General features: G+C 63.0%; 16 protein-coding genes. 13 read left to right on the top strand and 3 right to left on the bottom strand.

What is annotated here, in order from left to right:
• Positions 1-23: 23 nt before the first annotated feature.
• Positions 24-1,322, top strand: coding sequence for a cytochrome P450 (locus R2K23_RS23285; RefSeq protein ID WP_316512972.1), 1,299 nt, complete (start codon positions 24-26; stop codon positions 1,320-1,322).
• Between the two features lie 14 nt (positions 1,323-1,336).
• Complete coding sequence (locus tag R2K23_RS23280) at positions 1,337-2,098, top strand: SDR family NAD(P)-dependent oxidoreductase (protein WP_316517519.1); 762 nt, start codon at positions 1,337-1,339, stop codon at positions 2,096-2,098.
• A 17-nt stretch (positions 2,099-2,115) separates the two neighbouring features.
• Here the strand turns inward: R2K23_RS23280 and R2K23_RS23275 are convergent, their stop codons facing one another.
• Positions 2,116-2,952 (bottom strand): class I SAM-dependent methyltransferase, encoded by an 837-nt coding sequence (locus tag R2K23_RS23275; RefSeq protein WP_316512970.1) that lies wholly within the window; start codon positions 2,950-2,952, stop codon positions 2,116-2,118.
• Positions 2,953-3,326: 374 nt separating this feature from the next.
• Between R2K23_RS23275 and R2K23_RS23270 the strand changes: the two genes are divergently transcribed.
• Genes R2K23_RS23270 through R2K23_RS23260 form a run of 3 tightly spaced genes read left to right on the top strand, consistent with a single transcriptional unit; the run spans position 3,327 to position 9,502 of the window.
• The gene (locus tag R2K23_RS23270) at positions 3,327-3,746 is read left to right on the top strand and encodes an MmpS family transport accessory protein (protein WP_316517518.1); all 420 of its coding nucleotides are present in this window, start codon (positions 3,327-3,329) and stop codon (positions 3,744-3,746) included.
• Positions 3,743-6,622 carry an MMPL/RND family transporter gene (locus R2K23_RS23265; RefSeq protein ID WP_316512968.1) on the top strand — a complete coding sequence of 960 codons (2,880 nt, stop codon included), beginning with the start codon at positions 3,743-3,745 and terminating at the stop codon, positions 6,620-6,622. The genes R2K23_RS23270 and R2K23_RS23265 overlap by 4 nt, the downstream gene beginning before the upstream one ends.
• Positions 6,623-6,631: 9 nt before the next feature.
• On the top strand, positions 6,632-9,502 hold the full coding sequence (locus R2K23_RS23260) for an MMPL/RND family transporter (protein WP_316512966.1): 2,871 nt from the start codon (positions 6,632-6,634) through the stop codon (positions 9,500-9,502).
• A 110-nt stretch (positions 9,503-9,612) separates the two neighbouring features.
• On the opposite strand, the gene R2K23_RS23255 is transcribed toward R2K23_RS23260, so the two are convergent.
• Together R2K23_RS23255 and rfbA are read right to left on the bottom strand one after the other, a co-directional pair.
• Positions 9,613-9,951 (bottom strand): hemophore-related protein, encoded by a 339-nt coding sequence (locus tag R2K23_RS23255; protein ID WP_316512964.1) that lies wholly within the window; start codon positions 9,949-9,951, stop codon positions 9,613-9,615.
• A 197-nt stretch (positions 9,952-10,148) separates the two neighbouring features.
• Complete coding sequence (gene rfbA, locus R2K23_RS23250; RefSeq protein WP_316517516.1) at positions 10,149-11,015, bottom strand: glucose-1-phosphate thymidylyltransferase RfbA; 867 nt, start codon at positions 11,013-11,015, stop codon at positions 10,149-10,151.
• Positions 11,016-11,433: 418 nt separating this feature from the next.
• Between rfbA and R2K23_RS23245 the strand changes: the two genes are divergently transcribed.
• From R2K23_RS23245 to R2K23_RS23210, 8 genes are all read left to right on the top strand, one after another.
• Positions 11,434-12,705 carry a glycosyltransferase gene (locus R2K23_RS23245; protein WP_316512962.1) on the top strand — a complete coding sequence of 424 codons (1,272 nt, stop codon included), beginning with the start codon at positions 11,434-11,436 and terminating at the stop codon, positions 12,703-12,705.
• A gap of 100 nt (positions 12,706-12,805) precedes the next feature.
• Positions 12,806-13,876, top strand: a complete 1,071-nt coding sequence (locus tag R2K23_RS23240; RefSeq protein WP_316512960.1) for an NAD-dependent epimerase/dehydratase family protein — start codon at positions 12,806-12,808, stop codon at positions 13,874-13,876.
• Positions 13,877-14,209: 333 nt separating this feature from the next.
• Entirely contained in the window at positions 14,210-15,118 is a 909-nt protein-coding gene (locus R2K23_RS23235) for a sulfotransferase family protein (RefSeq protein WP_316517514.1), read from the top strand.
• Positions 15,119-15,313: 195 nt separating this feature from the next.
• Positions 15,314-16,414, top strand: a complete 1,101-nt coding sequence (locus R2K23_RS23230; RefSeq protein WP_316512958.1) for an acyltransferase family protein — start codon at positions 15,314-15,316, stop codon at positions 16,412-16,414.
• A gap of 254 nt (positions 16,415-16,668) precedes the next feature.
• Entirely contained in the window at positions 16,669-17,403 is a 735-nt protein-coding gene (locus R2K23_RS23225) for a class I SAM-dependent methyltransferase (RefSeq protein WP_316517511.1), read from the top strand.
• A gap of 257 nt (positions 17,404-17,660) precedes the next feature.
• Positions 17,661-18,461, top strand: coding sequence for a TylF/MycF/NovP-related O-methyltransferase (locus R2K23_RS23220; protein WP_316512956.1), 801 nt, complete (start codon positions 17,661-17,663; stop codon positions 18,459-18,461).
• Between the two features lie 64 nt (positions 18,462-18,525).
• Positions 18,526-19,794, top strand: a complete 1,269-nt coding sequence (locus R2K23_RS23215) for a glycosyltransferase (RefSeq protein ID WP_316512954.1) — start codon at positions 18,526-18,528, stop codon at positions 19,792-19,794.
• Positions 19,795-19,879: 85 nt separating this feature from the next.
• The gene (locus R2K23_RS23210) at positions 19,880-20,668 is read left to right on the top strand and encodes a class I SAM-dependent methyltransferase (protein WP_316512953.1); all 789 of its coding nucleotides are present in this window, start codon (positions 19,880-19,882) and stop codon (positions 20,666-20,668) included.
• Positions 20,669-20,748 lie beyond the last annotated feature (80 nt).

Genomic DNA, 20,748 nt, shown 5'->3' with positions numbered 1-20,748 from the left:
ATCGCCGAAAGGACGGCCGACCCATGACCGACCTCGCTTCCGTCGACTACTTCTCCGACCCCGAGATCAGCCAGGACCCCTACGCGTATTGGGACCACCTCCGTGAGCAGGGGCCGGTATTCCGCGAGCCGCATTACGGCGTCGTCGCGGTGACCGGCTACCAGGAGGTGATGACCGCGTTCAAGGACCACGATTCGTTCTCCGCGGTCAACGCCATCGGCGGACCGTTCCCGCCGTTGCCCTTCGAACCCGAGGGCGACGACATCACCGAGCAGATCGAGGCCCACCGGCACCTGTTCCCCATCCACGAGCACATGGTGGTCATGGACCCACCGGCCCACGAGCGGGCACGGTCGCTGCTGAACAAGCTGTTGACGCCGCGACGCCTCAAGGAGAACGAGGAGTACATGTGGCAGCTGGTCGACAACCAGCTCGACCAGATCATGGATCCCTCGGGTGCCGACGGGAAGTGCGAGTTCCTCTCCGAGTACGCGAAACCCTTTGCCACCTCGGCGATCATCGATCTACTCGGTGTTCCCGACGAGGACCGCCCGGAGTTCCTCGCCGCACTGGGCGCCGAACAACCCAGCGGCACCCGGGTGGGCGCCCTCGACGGTGAGCCGGTGGGTCTGGACCCCCTGCAGTACCTGGACGACAAGTTTGCCGGGTACCTCGCCGAGCGCCGCCGCGAACCGCGTGAGGACGTGCTGTCCGGGATGGCCACCGCGGTGTACCCCGACGGCTCGACGCCAGAGTTGATGGAGGTGGTCAAGCCGGCGACGTTCCTGTTCGCCGCCGGACAGGAGACGGTGACCAAGCTTCTCAGCGCGGCGGTGCAAACACTCGGGGACCGCCCGGACTATCAGCAGATGCTGCGGGAAAACCCGGACAAGATACCGACTTTCATCGAGGAGTCGCTGCGCATGCATTCGCCCACCAAGGTGGATTTCCGGCTGGTCCGCAAGACCACCACCCTGGGCGGGGTGCATCTGCCGGCCGGCACCATCGTGATGCTGTGCCTGGGAGCGGCCAACCGGGACCCACGCAAGTTCGAGGACCCCCACGAATTCCGTCCGGAACGCAAGAACGTGCGCGAGCACATCGCGTTCGGCCGCGGCATCCACACCTGCGCGGGTGCACCGTTGGCGCGCGTGGAGGGTCAGATCACCGTGCGCCGTATGTTGGAGCGCATGAGCGACATTCGCATCGATGAGGAGTTCCACGGTCCCGCAGGCAATCGCCGTTTCGCCTACGACCCGACCTTCCTGCTGCGGGGTCTGACCCAACTGCGGATCGAGTGGACCCCGGCGGCCGGCAAGTGACCGCCGGGCCTGACTTGCGGGGCCGACGTGCCCTGGTGACCGGCGCCGGCCAGGGCATCGGCCGGGGGCTCGCGCTCGCGTTCGGTGCCGCGGGAGCCGAAGTCCTGGTCAATGACCTGCGTCCCGAACGTTGTGAGCAGGTGGTCGACGAGATCCGCGCCGCCGGGGGCGCGGCCACGCCGGTCCCGTTCGATGTGACCGAGTACGACGCGGTGTGCACCGCGGTTGCCGCGCACGGCCCGGCCGATGTCCTGGTCAACAACGCGGGGAACGCGGGCGCCGAGGGGTTCGCCACGCGTGGGCGTTTCGCGGAGTCCGAGCCGGCCGACTGGGAGGCGTTCCTGCGCGTCAATCTGTATGGCGTGCTGCACTGCACCCGGGCGGTCTTGCCGGCGATGGTGTCCAACAAGTGGGGACGGGTGCTCACCGTCGTCTCGGACGCCGGCCGGACCGGGGACCCCGGCGGCGCCGTCTACGGCGCGGCGAAGGCGGGGGCCGCCGGACTCACGCGAACGATCGCCGCGGAGAACGGTCGCTACAACGTCACCGCCAACAACATCTCGTTGGGCACCATGCGAACCCCGCTGACCGAACCGCTATGGGCCGAACAGGCCGATTCGCCTCAGGCGAAGGCGATCCTGCAGAACTACGCCATCCGCCGGCCGGGCGTGCCCGACGACGTGACCAACCTGGCCCTGCTACTCGCCAGCGACCAGGGGTCGTGGATCACCGGTCAAACCATCTGCGTCAACGGCGGATTCTCGTTCGCGCTCTGAGGCGCCGCGGCGCCGAATCAACCGAACTCCAGCAAGGTGTAGGCGCCGCGCCACTGCTTGGTGGGCTTCCACTGCCAGAACGCGGGGAACAGCTTTTCGAATGCCCAGCCGCGCCCACGCGGCATCGGCAGGTCGTGGACCGCGCGGATCCCGGGGACGGTGTTGGCCAAGTCCGCCAGCTGCGCGGGCGTGAGGCTGAACGGCATCGGGGGGACCCGGTAGCGGCGTGAGGAGCGGACGCCCTTCGGGGCAAGTTTCTTCACCAGCACCGGCGGCAGGTCGAAAATCATCTGACCACCCGGGAACCGGCGGGCGCACTCCCGGATCAGCCCCATGGACTCGTCGGGCTGCAGATACATCAACAGGCCTTCGGCCGTGATGAACACACCGTTGCTGGTGTCCACCTGATCGATCCACGAGTAATCCAACGCCGACTGCGCCAGCGTTCGAATTCGCGGAGAATGCGGTAGCAAGCGTTGCCGGAGATCGATGATGGGCTGGAAATCGACCGTGAGCCAGGAAAACTCGAGTTCGGGACGCACCTCGGTGAGGCGCCAGAAACTGGTCTGCAGACCTTCGGCAAGCGCCACGACTGTAGCTGCGGGATGCTGCGACAGGTAACTGAGCGCGGCGCGGTCGAACGCCAGCGAGCGCAGCGCCATCTCCTGGCCCTTGCGGCCGAACTTCTCGAAATCGAAGTCGATGGCCTCGACCAGTCGGATGGCCATCGGGTCATCGATGATGGCGTCCCGGTGGCCGGCCTGATGGGCGCGGCCGTACAGCGTCAGCAGCGCGGTCTCGGAGACGCCGGTCAGGGTGTTGGCGTCGATGCGATCGCCGTCGGGGTGGTCCACCAGATCGAACTTACCGGCGGATCCGTCGGGGGGAGGCCCGTGCGGGCGGGGGAGGTGAGAACGGGACGGGCGTGCCGACTCCGAGTAGCACGGTCGTGCCAGAGATTTTGCTTTGAGAATCTAAGAGACCGATCATTCTGCATTCGCCAGGAGGGGTCGTGAGCGCGGTTTTATGCAGGCCTGCATAACAACTCGACGGGGTCGAAAGTTGCCGGACTTAAGGGTGGCGAGAACCGACTTATCCGCTGGCCGTGGGCATGGTTTACTCTTCCAGAACTGAGTTGCGGCCTCGGGGGGCCACGCGTTTGTGAGTGCGGCGCATCACCGCGCCGGGTGTGGCGAGTTGACAGAGGAGAACTACGATTTTGCGGCTTCTGAAGCGGCTGTGGATACCGCTGCTGGCGCTCGTGGTTTTCAGTGCCGGCGGTTTCACCGTGTCGAGGCTGCATGGCATTTTCGGTTCGGAGGACCGGCCCACATATGCGTCGTCGGAACAGGCCCAGACCGAAGCGTTCAAACCGAAGAAATTGACCTACGAGGTGTTCGGGTCTCCGGGAGCCGTAGCCAATATCAGCTATTTCGACGCGGAGACAGATCCGCAATTCGTCGAGAACGTCAGCCTGCCGTGGAGCATGCAATTCGAGGTCTACCAGACGACCACGATCGGCAGCATCATGGCGCAGGGGGACGGTAGCACCATCGGGTGCCGGATCAGTGTCGATGACGAACTCAAGGAGGAGAAGGTGTCCAACCAGGTGAACGCCTTCACCTCCTGCCTGTTGCAGGCCGCATGACCAGCGGGACCGAGACGCAGCGGGCATCTCGGCCGCGCATCGCGTCCTTCATCCGCGCCTTCTCCCCGCTGATCATTCTCGGGTGGTTGGCGCTGGCCGTCCTCGCCACGGTGGCGGTGCCTCCCCTGGAGGTGGTGGAACGCGAGTACGCCGTCTCATTGGTGCCCACGGAGTCGCCGGCCGTCAAGGCGTCGATCCGCATGGGCGAGGTCTTTGAGGAGCCCAGCGCGCAGAGCGTGACGGTCATCGTCCTCGAGGGCCAGGAGCCACTCGGCGCCGAGGCCCACGAGTACTACGACGAGATCATTCGCCAGCTCGAGGACACTCCCGAGCACGTGCAATTCGTCCGGGATTTCTGGGGGGATCCGCTCACCGCCGGTGCCGCGCAGAGCGTCGACGGCAAGGCCGTTTTCGTGCAGGTCAACCTAGCGGGAGAGTTCGGTGAGGCCGACTCGAACGAGGCTGTGCGGGCGGTGCAAGACATCATCGAACGCACCCCGGCCCCTCCGGGCATCGAGACTTTCCTGACCGGTCCGGCGGCCATCGCCGCGGATGCGGGTGAGAGTGGCGCCGCGACAGTCCTGCTCTTCACGCTGGTGACCATCGCGGTGATCTTCTTGATGCTCATCTTCTTCTACCGCTCCTTCATTCTGGTCGTGGTGCTGCTGTTCGCGGTGCTCGTCGAATTGCAGGTGGCGCGCGGTCTCGTCGCGTGGCTCGGCATGCATGGCTACGTCGGCCTGACGACATTTGTGGTCAACCTGCTGGTCTCGGTGGGCATCGCGGCGGGAACCGATTACGGGATCTTCTTCTTCGGGCGATATCAGGAGGCGCGACAGCAGGGCGAGGACCGCGAAAGCGCGTACTACACCGCCTTCAGCGGCGTCGCCAAGGTGGTCCTGGCCTCCGGCGTGACCATCGCCGGAGCCATTGCCTGCCTGAGCTTTACCCGACTGCCCCATTTCCAGCCCTTGGGTATACCGGGCGCGCTGGGCATCTTGGTGGCCGTGGCGGTGGCGCTGACCCTGGTGCCGGCCACCATCGCCCTGGGCAGCCGCTTCGGCCTGTACGAACCCAAGCGAAGCGTGATGACGCGGCGATGGCGGCGCATCGGCACCGCCATCGTCCGATGGCCGGGTCCCATCCTCATCGCAACGTTGGCGCTGGCGTTGATCGGCCTCCTGACGCTGCCCGGCTACAAACCGAGCTACAGCGACCAGGACTTCATTCCCGACAGCATTCCTGCAGCCCGCGGATACGAAGCTGCCGCAAGGCACTTCCCCGCATCGGTCATGGCGGTTCCCGAAGTTCTGATGATCGAGGCCGACCGCGACATGCGGAACCCAACGGACCTGCTGGTCTTGAACAAGCTGGCCAAGGCCATCTTCGAGGTGCCGGGCATTGCCAACGTGCAGTCGGTGACGCGGCCGGAGGGCACGCAGCTCGAGGACACGACCATTCCCTACATGATCAGCATGTCGAATGCCAGTCAGCGCCTTGCGCTTCCGTTCCAACAGGCGCGCATGAACGACATGCGCAAGCAGGCCGACGAGATGGCGGAGACCATCGCGCTCATGAAGCGCATGTACGCGCTGATGCAAGAGATGGTGAGCACCACGCAGCGGATGGTCGAGACCACGCACGAGCTCCAGGACACCACCACAGAATTGCGCGACCATATCGCGAACTTCGATGACTTCTTCCGGCCGATCCGCAATTACTTTTATTGGGAACCGCACTGTTACAACATCCCCGTGTGTTGGTCGCTGCGAGGCATTTTCGAGGCGCTCGACGGCGTTGACGAGGTCAGCGGCACCATGGAAGAGATGGTGAAAGACCTCGACAAGATGGCGCTGCTGATGCCGCAGATGCTGCTGCAGTTCCCACCGATGATTGCGTCAATGGAGTCGAGCCGCACCATGATGCTGACGATGTTCAGCACCATGTCCGGGATCTTGGGCCAGATGGACGATTCCGGTGATACGGCGACGGCGATGGCGAAGGCGTTCAACTCGTCTAACAATGACGACTCCTTTTACCTACCACCGGAGGTAATCGAATCCCCGCAGTTCCAACGCGTCATGGACATCTTCCTGTCGCCCGACGGCAAGTCCGCGCGCATGCTGATCACCCAGCGCGGCGATCCGGCGACCACCGAAGGCATGGCACTGGTCGACCCGGTCAAGATCGCAGCGGAGGAGGCGCTCAAGGGGACCCCGCTGGAAAGCTCGGAGATCTACCTCACCGGTACCGCCGCCTCCGTGAAGGACCTCGTTGAGGGCTCCGTCTACGACCTGCTGATCGCCCTGGTCTCCGCGATCTGCCTGATCTTCATGATCATGGTGCTGATGACCCGCAGCATCATCGCCGCGATGGTCATCGTCGGCACGGTGGTGCTCTCACTCGGGGCGTCCTTCGGGCTGTCGGTGCTGGTGTGGCAGCACATCCTCGGTATCCAGTTGCACTGGGTGGTGCTCGCCATGTCGGTCATCGTCTTGTTGGCGGTGGGCTCCGACTACAACTTGATGCTGGTCTCCCGCATGAGGGACGAAGTGGGCGCCGGCTTGAAGACCGGACTGATCCGGGCCATGGGAGGTACGGGCAGGGTCGTCACCATGGCGGGGTTGGTGTTCGCCGCCACCATGGCCTCCCTGATCGTCAGCGACCTGCTGATGCTCGGTCAGGTGGGTACCACGATCGGCCTCGGCCTGCTGTTCGACGCCATGGTGGTCCGTGCGTTCATGACTCCGTCGATTGCCGCCCTGTTGGGTCGCTGGTTCTGGTGGCCGCAGCGGGTTCGTCCCCGGCCGGCCAGCACCATGCTCCGATCGACCGGACCTCGCCCCCTTGTGCGGTCGCTGCTTATGAGGGACTAGCGGACCCTTATGGACACTGAGGATTCCCGGCGGCCCTTCATCGCGCGGACCATTCGTAGGTTCGCTCCGATCATCATCGTGGGTTGGCTGGCGCTGATTCTGGCGCTGACCTTCTCGGCACCGATGTTGGAGACGGTGGGCGAGGAGAATGCCGTCGCGTTGATGCCCTCCGACGCTCCGTCGGCGCAGGCGATGAAGCGGATGGTCGAGACGTTCGACAACTCGGACTCGGACAACTTCGCCATGATCGTGCTCGAGGGGCAGGAGCCCCTCGGTGAGGGCGCGCGCGAGTACTACACGCGTCTGGTCGCTGAATTGGAAAGCGCCCCAGAGTATGTGTCGAATGTCCAGGATCTCTGGGGGGACCGGCTCACCGCTTCCAGCGTGCAGAGTCCGGACGGACGGGCCACCTATGTACAGCTGAATCTGGTCGGCGACCAAGGGACCGCCCTGGGGGACAAGTCGGTCGCCGGGGTGCGCGACATCGTAAGCGGGATACCGGTCCCGGCGGGGGTCGACGTCTACGTCACGGGCGCGGGCCCGCTGATCACGGACATGCACCACGGCGGAAACGCATCCATCCTCAAGATCACGATCGTCAGTGTCGCGGTCATCTTCGCGCTGTTGCTCATGGTGTACCGGTCTTTCGGCACCGTGATCCTGTTGCTGTTGATGGTCGGCTTCGAGCTGGGCGCGGCGCGCGGCGTCGTGGCGGTGCTCGGCCACTACGAGATTCTTGGGCTGTCCACCTTCGCCGTCAACATGTTGGTGTTCCTTTGTATTGCGGCGGGCACCGACTACGGCATCTTCTTCTTCGGCCGATATCTGGAGTCGCGACAGGCCGGCCAGGATCGCGAAACGTCCTACTACAGCATGTATCACGGGGTCGCGCCCGTGGTTCTGGCGTCCGGCCTGACGATTGCCGGTGCCATGCTGTGCCTGAGCTTCACCCGCCTGCCGTATTTCCAGACCATGGGCGTTCCGGCGGCCATCGGACTGGCCGCGGCGGTGGCGGTGGCGGTGACCCTGGTCCCCGCCGGTGTCGCGGTGGCCAGTCGCTTCGGCATGCTGGAGCCCAAGCGCAAGATCGCCGAGCGTCGTTGGCGGGGAATCGGGACCGCTATCGTCCGATGGCCGGCACCGATCGCCGTCGCCACGCTGGCACTGGCGTTGGTCGGCCTGCTGGCGCTGCCGGGCTACAAGACGAGCTACAACGACCGGAATTACATCATGGGTGACATTCCGGCGAATCAGGGATTTCAGGCCGCGGATCGACACTTTTCCCAGTCGCGTATGACACCCGAAGTGCTGATGGTGGAAACCGATCGCGATCTTCGTAATCCGGACGACTTCTTGGTGCTGAACAAGGTCGCCAAGGCGGTATTCCAAGTGCGCGGTGTGTCACGGGTGCAGGCGATTACCCGGCCCGAAGGCACCCCGTTGGAACGCACGTCCATCCCGTTCCTTCTCAGCTTGCAGAGCGCTACGCAGGCCCAGGCCAATCACTTCCAACAACAGCGCAACAACGACATGCTCAAACAGGCCGACGACATGGCCGAGCTGATCGAAGCGCAGAAGCGTTCGTACGCTGTGATGCAAGAGATGGTCGCCACTACCCACAGCATGGTTGGCAACACCAAAGAAATGGAGGAAGTCGTCTCAGAACTGCGGGGACGTATTGCCCTGTTCGACGATTTTTTCCGACCTATTCGTAACTACTTTTATTGGGAACCGCACTGCTACAACATTCCCGTGTGCTGGGCAGTTCGGTCGCTCTTCGACTCTATCGACAAGGTCGACCGCCTGAACGACGAGATGTCGGGGTTGGTCGATGAGATGGAGATTTTGGACCGGCTGATGCCCCAGATGTTGGTCATCATGCCGCAGATGATCGCGGTGATGGAGCGTATGCGGGAGATGACGCTCACCATGCACAGCACCCAGACGGGTTTGAACGCCGGCATGGAGGATGCGGCCGAGGATGTCAGCGTCATGGGCCGCGCTTTCGACGCCGCCCAGATAGACGATTCGTTCTTCCTACCGCCGGAAGTCTTCGAAAATCCGGAGTTCCAGCGCGCCATGGACTTCTTCCTGTCGCCGGACGGAAAGTCCGTGCGCTACATCATTTCGCACAGCGGAGACCCGGCGTCGATCGAAGGCATCCAACGCATCGATCAGATCCGGACGGCGGCCGAGGAGGCGCTCAAGGGCACCCCGCTGGTGAACAGCAAGGTGTACATCGCCGGTGCCGCGGCGACGGCCAAGGACTGGCACGATGGCTCGAAGTGGGATGTCTGGCTCGCCGGCATCGCGGCTGTCTGCCTGGTCTTCATGATCATGCTCATCGTCACGCGCAGCCCCATCGCGGCACTCGTGATCGTCGGCACGGTGGTGCTGTCGCTGGGCGCCTCGTTCGGCATCTCAGTGCTCATCTGGCAGTACATCTTCGGGATATACCTGCACTGGATGGTGCTGGCGATGTCCGTGATCATCCTGCTGGCGGTGGGTTCCGACTACAACCTGATGCTGGTCTCCCGGATGAAGGAGGAGATCGGCGCGGGTTTGCACACCGGCATCATCCGGGCGATGGGCGGCACCGGCAAGGTCGTGACGACAGCGGGTTTGGTGTTCGCCCTGACGATGGCGGCCATGGTGGTCAGCGACCTGCGGATCATCGGCCAGGTGGGCACCACCATCTGCTTCGGCCTGCTGTTCGACGCATTGATTGTGCGCGCCTTCCTGACCCCGTCGATCGCCGCGCTGCTGGGACGGTGGTTCTGGTGGCCGGTACAGGTCCGGCCGCGGCCGGCAAGCGCCATGCTCCGCGAGTACGGCACGCGTCCCGCCGTGCGTGAGTTGCTGGGCGAAGACCGCACCTAGTACGCAGAACGTCCCCAGCGGTGAGACCGCAAGCGGACTCGGCGCTGGGGACGGCCTGAGATGAATCAGCGACTCGCGTTTGCTCCGGGTCGAAGCGAACTCGAGTCAGTTCAGTACTTGGTGCAACTGGTGAGCATCTGCTGGAACACCGGTAGGGCCTGGTTCGCCCCGGGGTTGTCCTTGATCTGATTGAGCAGGTTGATGCGTTCATCACGGGGCGCGCCGAGATACACGCGCAGGAACTGCACGTTGGGCGGCGACTGATCGAGGTAGCGCGCCGCCATCGGGTTCTCGGTGCGCACGGCCGTCATCGCCTGATCGAAGCTGCAGGTCGTATCGACCATCGGGCCGTAGTCGGGAGCGGCGGACGCAATTCCGGCGCCCGCGGAGAGGGACAGAGCCAGCCCGCACGCGGCGGCAGCCACTCCGGTCAATGATGATCGGATCATGTTTTCGCTCCTTCGAGTATTGACAAGATGTCGTCCAGTGGTCGGTCCCGGACGGTCTCGGCATCGGTTGAGCTACCCACTGATGCCTAGGCCTCAAACTTGTTGCGAAACCTAACTCTTATGTCTGGCACGAACGCCTTGACGTTACACAGACAGACGCCCGCCGTTGTCGTCCGGGCTGACCAGGCCGCGCCGACCTATTTCCTTTCCAGCAGATGTAGCAGGTACCGACCGTAGCCGGACTTAAGGAGTTCCTTGCCGCGGGCAGCCAACTGGTCATCGTTAATGAATCCTGCGCGCCAGGCAATCTCCTCGGGCGCACTGACTTTCAGTCCCTGACGACGCTCGATGGTGCGGACAAAGTCGCTCGCGTCGAGAAGCGAATCGAACGTTCCCGTGTCCAACCACGCCGTTCCGCGGGCCAACACCTCTACCGAGAGTCGGCCTTGTTCGAGATAGATCTGGTTTACCTCGGTGATCTCGTACTCACCGCGGGCCGATTTCCGGAGGGAGCGGGCGATCTCGATGACGTCGTTGTCATAGAAATACAGGCCGGGCACGGCGTAGTGGGATTTCGGATGTTGGGGTTTCTCCTCGAGTGAGACGGCTGTCCCGTCGGCACCGAACTCCACTACGCCGTACGCCGAGGGGTTAGCCACCCAGTAAGCGAAAATGGCGCCGCCGCTGACGTTTTGGAAACGCCTGAGGCTGGTCCCGAGCCCAGGCCCGTAGAAGATGTTGTCACCCAGCGCCAAAGCCACAGTGTCGTTGCCAATATGCTCGGCTCCAAGCACAAATGCCTGTGCTAAGCCTTCGGGCTGGTGTTGCGAAATATAGCTGAGATTCACTCCGTACGCCGACCCGTCGCCAAGCAGGCGCTGGAACGCCGGAGCGTCGTGTGGTGTGGTGATGATCAGAATGTCTCTGATGCCAGCCATGATCAGGGTCGACAGCGGGTAGTAGACGAGTGGCTTGTCGTAGACCGGCAGGAGCTGCTTGCTTACACCCATCGTGATCGGATGTAAACGCGTGCCGGACCCACCCGCGAGAATTATCCCGCGCATGACGTCATACCCGACGTGGTCAAAGAACCGGACCGTTCGAGGGCGTGGCATTGGCCCATGGGGCAAAACACCCGTAAAGCTTAACCCGCACGGTAAAGAGACCGGCGGATTAGTGGCCGCTGCCGCTGATGCGCGTTCGGGCACGCGACCCACCGCCGGCCAGAAGCCGAATCGCCGTTCGAATATCGCTGGTGCTGGCGTATGCGATATCTGGTTGCCAGGGCCGGCGGAAAACCGCATATTCCCTGCAAGATCCGCCACGAAACGCCGATCCGGGATCGCTGCAACATCTTTCGCAATTACGAAAAGCTTCGTACGAAGATCGGAACACCGCCGCCGGCACCGGGCAATCGCCATAATGGCCAACAGAACGCGGTGATTGACCGGCACGTCGAAACCGGGGAGGGGCGCAACCCACATGAGGTTCGCCATGGCGAGTTACGGGACCCGCGGCGACATCGAGCCCTCGGTGGCCGTCGGACACGAACTCCAGCGCAGAGGACACGAGGTCCGGATGGCCGTGCCGCCGGATCTGGTCGGCTTCGCCCACGCAACGGGACTCGATGCCATCCCTTACGGAATCGAGGTCGAACCACAATTGGGTGCCTACCGTGACGGATGGACCCGCTGGACCCGACGGTTTTGGCGAATACAGGACCTGGTCGCGTTGTCCCGCGACGCATTGCAGGGTGCGACCCGACATTGGGCGGAGATGAACAGGGCCCTGATGACCTTGGCGAAGGACGCCGATCTCTTGTCGACTGGCGTCGGCTATGAGCAACCCGCTGCAAATGTTGCGCAGCATTACGGCATCCCGCTCGCCGTCCTGCACACGTTTCCGTGGCGGCCCAACGGCCGTATCGTTCCGACCCTGCCGGCACCGGTGGTTCGGTCCGGAATGCAGGCTTACGATTGGCTGTTGTGGCGCCTGACCAAGCGTGTGGAGGACGCGCAACGCTGTGAGCTCGGACTGCCGCAGGCGAAAGGCACAGCGGCGCGCAGGATGGCGGAGTACGGAGCGCTCGAGATTCAAGCCTATGACGCGGTGTGTTTTCCCGGCCTTGCCGAAGAATGGAACGTGTCGCATCCGGGGCGGCGCCCCTTTGTCGGGACCTTGACAATGGAATTGACCGCTGCGGACGACGTGGAGGTGATGGCGTGGATCGACGCAGGTTCTGCACCGATTTGTTTCGGTTTCGGCAGCATCCCCATGCAGTCGCCTGCGGACACGGTCGAAATGATCAGCGCGGCTTGCGCAGAATTGGGAGAGCGGGCGCTGGTGTGTGCCGGCGGCACAGACCTGAGAGAGACGCCCCGGTTCGGCCATGTCCACGTAGCGGGCGTTGTGAACTACGCAGCGGTCTTTCCGAAATGTCGAGCCGTTGTCCACCACGGCGGTTCCGGAACGATGGCGGCGAGCCTGCGCGCTGGTGTACCGACGCTGGCGTTGTGGACCGCGGGGGATCAACCGCTCTGGGGCGCGCAGCTGGAGAACCTCGAAATCGGTGCCGCAAGGCGATTTTCGACCACAACGCGAGCGACTCTGGTTGCCGACCTGCGGAGGATCCTGACGCCAGATTGCGCAGTGCACGCACGAGAGATAGCTGCCCAGATGACTGCTCCCTCACAAAGTATTCGCCATGCGGCCGACCTGATCGAGCGACGCGCCGCCGCGGTGTTCGAGCCATGAGCGGTGACGCCTGGCTCGGAGCCCTGAGTGCCGGCGATAGCATGACTTGGTTGTTAATCGGCAGTCCACTGACTATGCACTCGCACGGAAGGCGTCGATCTTGTCTAGATCCGTACTGATCACCGGCGGAGCGGGTTTCATCGGGTCCGCCCTCTCGGCCCGGCTGGTTCAGGCAGGCTACGAAGTCGCTGTGATGGACATCCTGCATCCGCAGGTTCACGCTGGGGGCGGCGAGCTGGATCTGCCGGCGGCAGTGCGGGTATTCACCGGTGATGTCACGCATGCACCGGACTGGAACGCCGTGCTTCGCTTGTTCGTACCGGACCAGATCGTGCATCTCGCGGCCGAAACAGGGACAGCGCAGTCTCTATCAGAAGCCACCAGGCACGGGTCCGTGAACGTGGTGGGGACCACCCAGATGCTCGACGCCCTGAGGCGGTCCGGTGTGGTGCCTCGACAGCTCGTGGTTGCGTCATCGAGGGCTGTTTACGGCGAGGGTGCGTGGCGCTGTGCCGACCGAACCTTTTACCCGCCGCCCCGCAGCCACGCCCAGCTCGCCGCCGGAATCTGGGATCCGCAGGGGCCTGAAGATGCCCCTGCACAACCAATCCCCAGTTGTGCCAGTCGAACCGAACCACGTCCCACCAACGTCTACGCCGCGACCAAACTGGCTCAGGAGCATCTACTGGCGGCTTGGACCGCGGCGCACGACACCAACCTGACGGTGCTCCGCCTGCAAAATGTCTATGGTCCCGGTCAATCGCTGACCAACTCCTATACCGGCATTGTGGCGCTCTTCGCACGGTTGGCTCGGGAGCACCACGCATTGGAGGTCTACGAAGACGGCCGTATCGTTCGTGACTTCGTCTACATCGAAGATGTGGTGGAGGCGTTGTTCGCCACGATAGCGGCCCCGGCGGCCGGTCGGCGCTGCCATGACATCGGGTCGGGCGCGGCGACCACTGTCCACGAGTTGGCGCGCACGGTAGCGGGAATCTGCGAAGCGCCAGAGCCGGTGGTTGTGGGCAAGTTTCGAGACGGGGATGTGCGCGCCGCGAGTTGTGACATCGGACCCGCGAACGATGCTCTCGGCTGGAGTCCCAAGTGGACGCTGGCTGACGGTCTGCCCGTATTGCTCGAGTGGATCAGCACGGTCACGCCAAATCCCTAGCGCGGCAATGGTTGGGCCATCGCGATTGAGTCGGGTGTCCCAGTTTTGGGATACCCGACCGATGAAATATTCGGACCGCTTGCGGGGGGCGCCTCGGGGCGGCTAGCGTCGGGTAAAGCGGTCACTATTTACTGGGTGGCCGTAATCTGTAAAGCAATTGCTGGCCCCCGGACCAGAGGCTCTCATGACTGAAATCCTATGTCTGTCAACATATCTTCCGCTGCAACAGCGACGCGCCAGAAGAACTACGGCGCCGATGGATCGGAGTTCGCTGTGACCGCGACGAACGAGATGAACTCTGCCCGGCGGCCTGTCATCATGTTTGTCCTGGGCATGGGACGGTCCGGGACCTCCGCATTGACCCGAGCGCTTTCGCTCAGCGGTGTGGCCATGCCACCCGGAATGTTGGGGGCCGATGCGAACAACCCGCGCGGCTACTGGGAGCCCCGCGCCGCGCTGCACCTCAACGAGAAGTTCTTGTACCGGCATGGCAGCAGCTACTTCGATCCGACACTCCGATTGCAGGACGAGGGGGTGCTGAGCGACGAAGAGAAGACCCAGTTCAGCGCCCAGATCGCAGACTATCTCCGCGAATTGCCGACTGCGCCTGTCACGGTCATCAAAGTCCTGCACATTTCGCTGTTGTGTGATGCCTGGTTCAACGCCGCGCGGATGGCCGGCTACGACATCGCCGCCGTACTCGCGGTCCGGGACCCTACGGAGGTGAATCGCTCACTCGCCAAATTCATGCAGGCGACTCCGCAACTCGCGAGTGCATTATGGCTCAAATACAACTTGTTGGCTGAGCAGCACACTCGTGGTTTGCCGAGGGTGTTCGTTGATTACACGAACCTACTGGAGGATTGGCGACGCGAACTCAAACGCATTTCCGCCATTCTGCCCATCGCACTCGACACCGGGGACGACAGTCCCGTTGATGAGTTTCTCGAACCCAGTCTCCGTCGGCAGCGCGAATCGGGTCCCGTCGAAGAACCCTTCGGCACCGACTGGCTGACGGTCGCCTACGACACGCTGCGCGCTGCAGCGAACGATGACCCTTGGGACGAGGCCGTTTTGGACCGCGTATTTGGCGCGTATCAGGCCAGTGAGCGGGGGTTCCGCACCTCATTGGACGACTTCCGAGGCCACTTCAATCTGCGCTATCGATTCTCGCGCAAGTTCATGAAGCCGCTCTACGAGGCTGTCGCAATTGCCCACGGCCGCAAGGGGACGTGGGCCTAGCGAAGTCCCGGCGCCGCCGACGGGGCAGCAACCGGAATCCGCGCAGCAGCGGGGCTCTGACCACAACAACCGACGATTTCCGTCAACGGTGGCGAACACACCCGTATCGGTGGTGATGTTGGGTGCGTGAAAGTTGGGCAGCCGTAACCGGTCTGGCGATACGATTACGCCGCTACAGCGGAACCGAGGAGGCGGATGAAGCTCGGAACAGCGTTCGATCCACGCAACAACGCATTGAACGCATTACGGCTCGTCTTGGCGACTGAGGTGATCTTGTTTCACGCGTTTCCGGTCACCGGTCACGCAGTTCAATCACCGGCTGTCCTGCAGCTGCTCTTCTCGGTGGGCGTCGACGGATTCTTCGCGCTGTCCGGTTTTCTCATCACGGCGAGCTGGCTCCGGGACCCGCATGTGCGCGATTACCTGGCCGCCCGCGCGCTGCGCATCCTTCCCGGCTTCTACATCTGCCTGGCGATCACTGCCTTCGTCATCGCGCCTCTGAGCGTCGCGATTCAGGGCGGCTCGCCGATGAAGCTGCTGCTGTCTACTGCTCCGGTCGAATACGTGCTGAAGAACCTCGGCATCATCCACCTACAGTTCGACGTCGGCGGCACGCCGAGCGACATCCCATTCGCCGGCATCTGGAATGCCTCTCTCTGGTCCCTCATCTGGGAACTGATGTGCTACCTCGCCGTTGCCGGCCTCGGCATAGTCGGGCTCGCCAAGTTCCGGTGGGTGTCGCCGGTGATCCTGGTGCTGGCGGTGGCCGGGGCGGCTATGCTGCCGCCCTTGACTTTCCCTGGGGTATGGACCATCCCGCAGCTCGCGATGCGCTGCGCAATCATGTTTGCGGCTGGGGCGGTGTTGTACCACTGGCGGGACGTTATTCCAGCGCGCTGGTCGCTGGTCGCGGTGAGCAGCGTGATCGTCATGGCTGCCAGCGTCATGCCGGACTATCGGTTGGTGGGCGGCCTGCCGTTGGCGTACGCCGTGGTGGTCTCCGGCATCCTGGTCAAGAAGAAGCGGTTGAACATCCGGACCGACGTGTCCTACGGGATGTATATCTATGCGTTCCCGGTCCAGCAATTGTTGGCGGTCGCAGGGCTATCCGCCATGAATCCCTTCCTCTTTTTTGTCGTATCAGTTGCGGCCACGCTGCCACTCGCGGCGGCGAGCTGGTTTTTGGTGGAGAAGCGAGCGTTGTCGCTGAAACGCCGGATCAAACGTCGGCGGTTGGCGGCGGCGTCGGGGGCTCCGCTGGGAGAAGTCGCGGCGGCCGAATCCAGACAACACTAGTTTCCAACCCCCAACCGGCCGACGGCGTGAGTTCGGGGTACCGTGGCGCGCCACCCCCTTTGCTGACAGCAAAATCCAAGAAAGTTGCCAAATATCGTGAGTATGCTGCGCCGCATGGCGCTTTTTGGAGATCAAGTAGGGCTTAGTTCTATTGACGGGCATAGGGTTTCATGACGATGGCCCCCTTCCGCCTGGCGCTGCAATCGAAGCCGCCCTTCGTTACCCGCCGCTATCCCTACAAAGGGCGGTCTCGGATGCTCGAGGCCCTGGGACCGGACCTCGCACGCGCCGTGCCGATGCGCGCCGAGGACAGCGCACCCGGGGACACACCCATCGGGCGAGTGTTCGAACACACCGAGAACGTCCACAAGCTGCGGCACTATTTCCCGATCTATCAATCGGTTCTGACTCACACGGAGCGCATGCTCGAGATCGGCGTGGATCGGGGCGGCTCGCTACGGATGTGGCGAGAGTACCTACCCGATGCCACGATCGTCGGTCTCGATATCAATCCCAAGGTGGCCCAGTACGACGCGCCCGAGAGCGATATACACGTCCGGGTAGGCGACCAGACCGACACCAGCTTCCTGAGTAGCGTCCTCGAGGAGTTCGGGCCGTTCGACACCGTGCTCGACGACGGCGGTCACACCCCTAAACAGATGATTTCCTCATTCCAGTATCTGTTCCCGCGGCTCCGGCCGGGTGGCGTCTACATGGTGGAGGACGTGTGCGCCAACTACTGGACGCCATATCGGGACCAGCCCGAGTCCTTCGTTGACTTCACCAAGTGGCTCATGGACGCCATGCACGCGCACTACATGCAAATGAAATCGGTATTTCAGGTCATGGAAGGCCATCCCAAGCGGGTTCAGCAGGTGGACGTGCCGTTTGCCGCGACGATCATCGACCGCATCGAGGTTTTCGATTCGGTGGTGGTGGTCCACCGGGCCAAAGAGTCGAAGCAGCTTCCTCGAGCGGTCTTTCGATAGGCGCCGGAGCGGCCTGGTGGGCCATCGTAGTTTTGCCAGCACGGCTACCGGTAGCCATTACTCCTAGTGGAACCTGAGTCCGGGCGCTTCGTATAGTTCGCCAAAACTGAATGTATGCGCGTAAATGTCTCGGATGGCAGCCAAAACCTCAGCGTCCCAACGGGTGCGGGAGAACCCGAAATGACGCCAAGGCATGGCGATAGGGTTAGGCTGTCCCCGAGATTGCCAATATTGGAGATTGGGGCAGTTTTTTGACCGTGACTGATCGTGACAGCCGATCTGCGTACTTGGACCTGCTGCGGCAGGACCTGACCCGGTACGGGAGCGATGAGCTGGTGCCGGTTGGGTGGGACTGGTTGCATCGTCCTCTCTTCAAGATCGGCAACTTCATGTTGGTGCGTAAGCGCCCCTTCGATCAACGCAAACGCGACCTGGGGCTGGATTGGCCCGCCGACGCGCTGACGATGATCGGGATGAAGCGCCTCACCAGTCTCCAGGAGTGCGTCGAAACCGTGCTCGCCGATGACGTCCCCGGTGACTTGGTCGAATGTGGCGTATGGCGCGGCGGGGCATCGATTCTGATGCGTGCGGTGCTCGCGGCCTACGGCGATGAGAGCCGTTGCGTCTGGCTGGCCGATTCGTTCGCCGGGGTGCCGCCGCCGGACGCGGCCAACTTCAAGGCGGACAAGGGCGACCGATTGCACTTGGCCGCCCCGATCCTGGCGGTGTCCGAGCAGGATGTCAGGGCAAACTTCGAACGCTACGGCCTGTTGGACAGCCAGGTGCGGTTCCTCCCCGGCTGGTTCAAGGACACCTTGAACGATGCTCCTATCGAACAGATTGCGGTGCTACGCCTCGACGGTGACCTCTACGAATCCACGATCCAGGCTTTGGACGGGCTGTATTCACGGTTGTCCCCGGGTGGCTTCTGCATTGTCGACGACTATCACGCGATCGATGGTTGCCAGCAGGCCGTCACGGATTACCGTTCAGCGCACGGCATCTCGGCTGAGATCGTCGAGATTGACGGTACCGGGGTGCTCTGGCGGAAGGAATGACATCCTCCCGGACGCCGACGAGTCCGCGATGGCTGCGGAGCCTGGTGGAGAGGTGTGATCCGCGATGAAGCTTGTGTTGGCCAGCTATGGAACGCGCGGCGATATCGAGCCCACAGTCTTCGTCGGTCGCGAATTGCAGCGCAGAGGACATACCGTGGTGATGGCGGTGCCGCCCGACCTGGTCGACTTCAGTGAAGCTGCAGGCCTCGAGACCGTCGCCTATGGTCTGGACACCAGGACGTGGGTCGACGTGTATCGCAGCTTCTGGACGTTTGCCTTACACAAGTTCTGGAGAATCGGCGATATCCGTCGGTTGTGGCGGCAAATGTGGGAGCTCAGCGATCAGGCGTGGGTGCAGATGGCTGAGACGCTCACCGCCGCGGCGGACGGCGCCGATGTGTTGGTCGCTGGTCAGAGCTATCAGGAACCGGCCGCCAACGTGGCCGAGTATCACAATATTCCCCTGGCCACGTTGCACCACATTCCGATGCGGCCCAACGGTCAACTGGTCACGTGGTTGCCCGCACCTCTCGGCCGCGCGGCGATGATCGCGTTCGATTGGTTGGGCTGGCGCCTGAACAAGAAGATCGAAGATGCGCAGCGGCGTGACCTGGGCTTGCCGAAGGCGACGGGACCGACGTCGCGCCGCATCATCCGCCGCGGGTCGGTGGAGATCCAAGCCTACGATGCCGCTGCGTTCCCCGGCCTCGCCGCCGAGTGGTCGTCATGGAATGAAAAGCGGCCGTTCGTCGGCACGCTGACCATGGAGTTACCGACCGAGTCCGACGACGAGGTGATGTCCTGGATAGCAGCGGGGACACCCCCGATCTGCTTCGGCTTCGGAAGCATGCCGGTCGAGTCTCCCGGGGAGACAGTCGAAATGATCAGTTCGGCTTGCGCCGAACTCGGCGAGCGAGCCTTGATCTGCGCCGGCTGGAGCGACTTCAGTGATGCAGCGACCCACGACAACGTCAAGGTGGTGTCTGGGGTGAACTATGCGGCGATCTTTCCCGCCTGCCGCGCGGTGGTCCACCACGGCGGTTCCGGCACGACCGCGGCGAGCATGCGCGCGGGTATCCCGACCCTGATTCTTTCGATGGATGCGAATCAAGCCCTCTGGGGGGGACAGGTGAAGCGGTTGAAAGTAGGTACCACGCGCCGCTTTTCGAAGACCAACCGCCAGACGCTCACCGCCGATCTACGCCGAATCTTGACTCCGGAAACTGCCGCACGAGCCCGCGATCTTGCGGCTCGGATGAGTAAGCCCAGCGACAGCGTCGTTGACGCTGCTGACCTGGTGGAGAAGGTCGCTGGCGCGCGCAGGCACGGCTGACTGACCCGTATGAAAGTCGCGAAGACGCGTTTCCTGAATCGAGGAGAGAATCCGTGTTGCGCCAGCGAGTGTTAGTGTTGCCGCTGTGGTGGGCAAACTTTCAGGACGTACTCGCCTGTGGTTGAAGGCGGTGCGGGCCGAGTACTGGCTCGCACGCAAGCTGCTGCCGAAGGTGTATTCGAACGACGCGCTGATCTGCTTCAATAGCTACGCTTTTGTGGACGATCCGGACTTCCAACGTGCCTACCAGCGCGGGGCGCGTGCTCTGGGTGACGAGGATTGGTACCAATGGCAGTGGCGTGTGCACGTCGGACTGTGGGCCGCCGCCGGCGCGAGTCGACTCGAAGGCGACTTCGTTGAGTGTGGTGTCAGCCATGGGTTTTTGAGCAGCGCGATCATGGAGTATCTCGACTGGGATCGTTTGGGTAAAACGTTCTATCTTCTCGATACTTTCGCGGGTCTGGACCCGCGGTTCATCTCCGAGAGCGAGCGCGAGTCGGGCGCGCTGGTGAAGAGCGAAGAACTGGTTCGAAATGGGATGTATGTCGACGGCGTCGACAGCGTGCGCGCCAACTTCGCTGAATGGTCCAACCACCGGATTGTCGTCGGAGCGGTGCCGGAGACGCTGGGTCAGGTGGAGTCTGAGTCCATCGCGTACTTGCATATTGATATGAACTGCGCGCCACCGGAAGTCGCGGCGTTGCGGTACTTCTGGCCGAAGTTGACGCCTGGCGCGTTTGTGCTGCTGGACGATTATGCCAACCGTGGCCGAGATGAACAGCGCGTTGCTATGGATGAGGTGGCGCGCGATTTGGACGTGTCGATCTGCGCCCTACCTACCGGCCAGGGTTTGCTGCTCAAGCCTGCGGTCTGACGTAGGACCGTCACGCTGGGCGGGAAAGCCAACTACATTCATCTGGGGCATACGGCGGGGTATGGTTTTCGCGTGGCACA

Source organism: Mycolicibacterium sp. MU0050 (genome assembly GCF_963378085.1).
Lineage (GTDB): Bacteria > Actinomycetota > Actinomycetes > Mycobacteriales > Mycobacteriaceae > Mycobacterium > Mycobacterium wendilense.
The sequence above is the reverse complement of the archived record's forward strand: the minus strand, read 5'-3'. Positions and strand labels throughout refer to the sequence as shown.

Excerpts from the sequence above, each read along its gene's own strand:
- R2K23_RS23260 (WP_316512966.1), top strand. The coding sequence starts at position 6,632 with ATGGACACTGAGGATTCCCGGCGGCCCTTCATCGCGCGGACCATTCGT.
- R2K23_RS23215 (WP_316512954.1), top strand. The coding sequence starts at position 18,526 with ATGAAGCTTGTGTTGGCCAGCTATGGAACGCGCGGCGATATCGAGCCC.
- R2K23_RS23255 (WP_316512964.1), bottom strand. The coding sequence starts at position 9,951 with ATGATCCGATCATCATTGACCGGAGTGGCTGCCGCCGCGTGCGGGCTG.
- rfbA (WP_316517516.1), bottom strand. The coding sequence starts at position 11,015 with ATGCGCGGGATAATTCTCGCGGGTGGGTCCGGCACGCGTTTACATCCG.
- R2K23_RS23285 (WP_316512972.1), top strand. The coding sequence starts at position 24 with ATGACCGACCTCGCTTCCGTCGACTACTTCTCCGACCCCGAGATCAGC.
- R2K23_RS23245 (WP_316512962.1), top strand. The coding sequence starts at position 11,434 with ATGAGGTTCGCCATGGCGAGTTACGGGACCCGCGGCGACATCGAGCCC.
- R2K23_RS23235 (WP_316517514.1), top strand. The coding sequence starts at position 14,210 with ATGGGACGGTCCGGGACCTCCGCATTGACCCGAGCGCTTTCGCTCAGC.
- R2K23_RS23230 (WP_316512958.1), top strand. The coding sequence starts at position 15,314 with ATGAAGCTCGGAACAGCGTTCGATCCACGCAACAACGCATTGAACGCA.
- R2K23_RS23225 (WP_316517511.1), top strand. The coding sequence starts at position 16,669 with ATGCTCGAGGCCCTGGGACCGGACCTCGCACGCGCCGTGCCGATGCGC.
- R2K23_RS23265 (WP_316512968.1), top strand. The coding sequence starts at position 3,743 with ATGACCAGCGGGACCGAGACGCAGCGGGCATCTCGGCCGCGCATCGCG.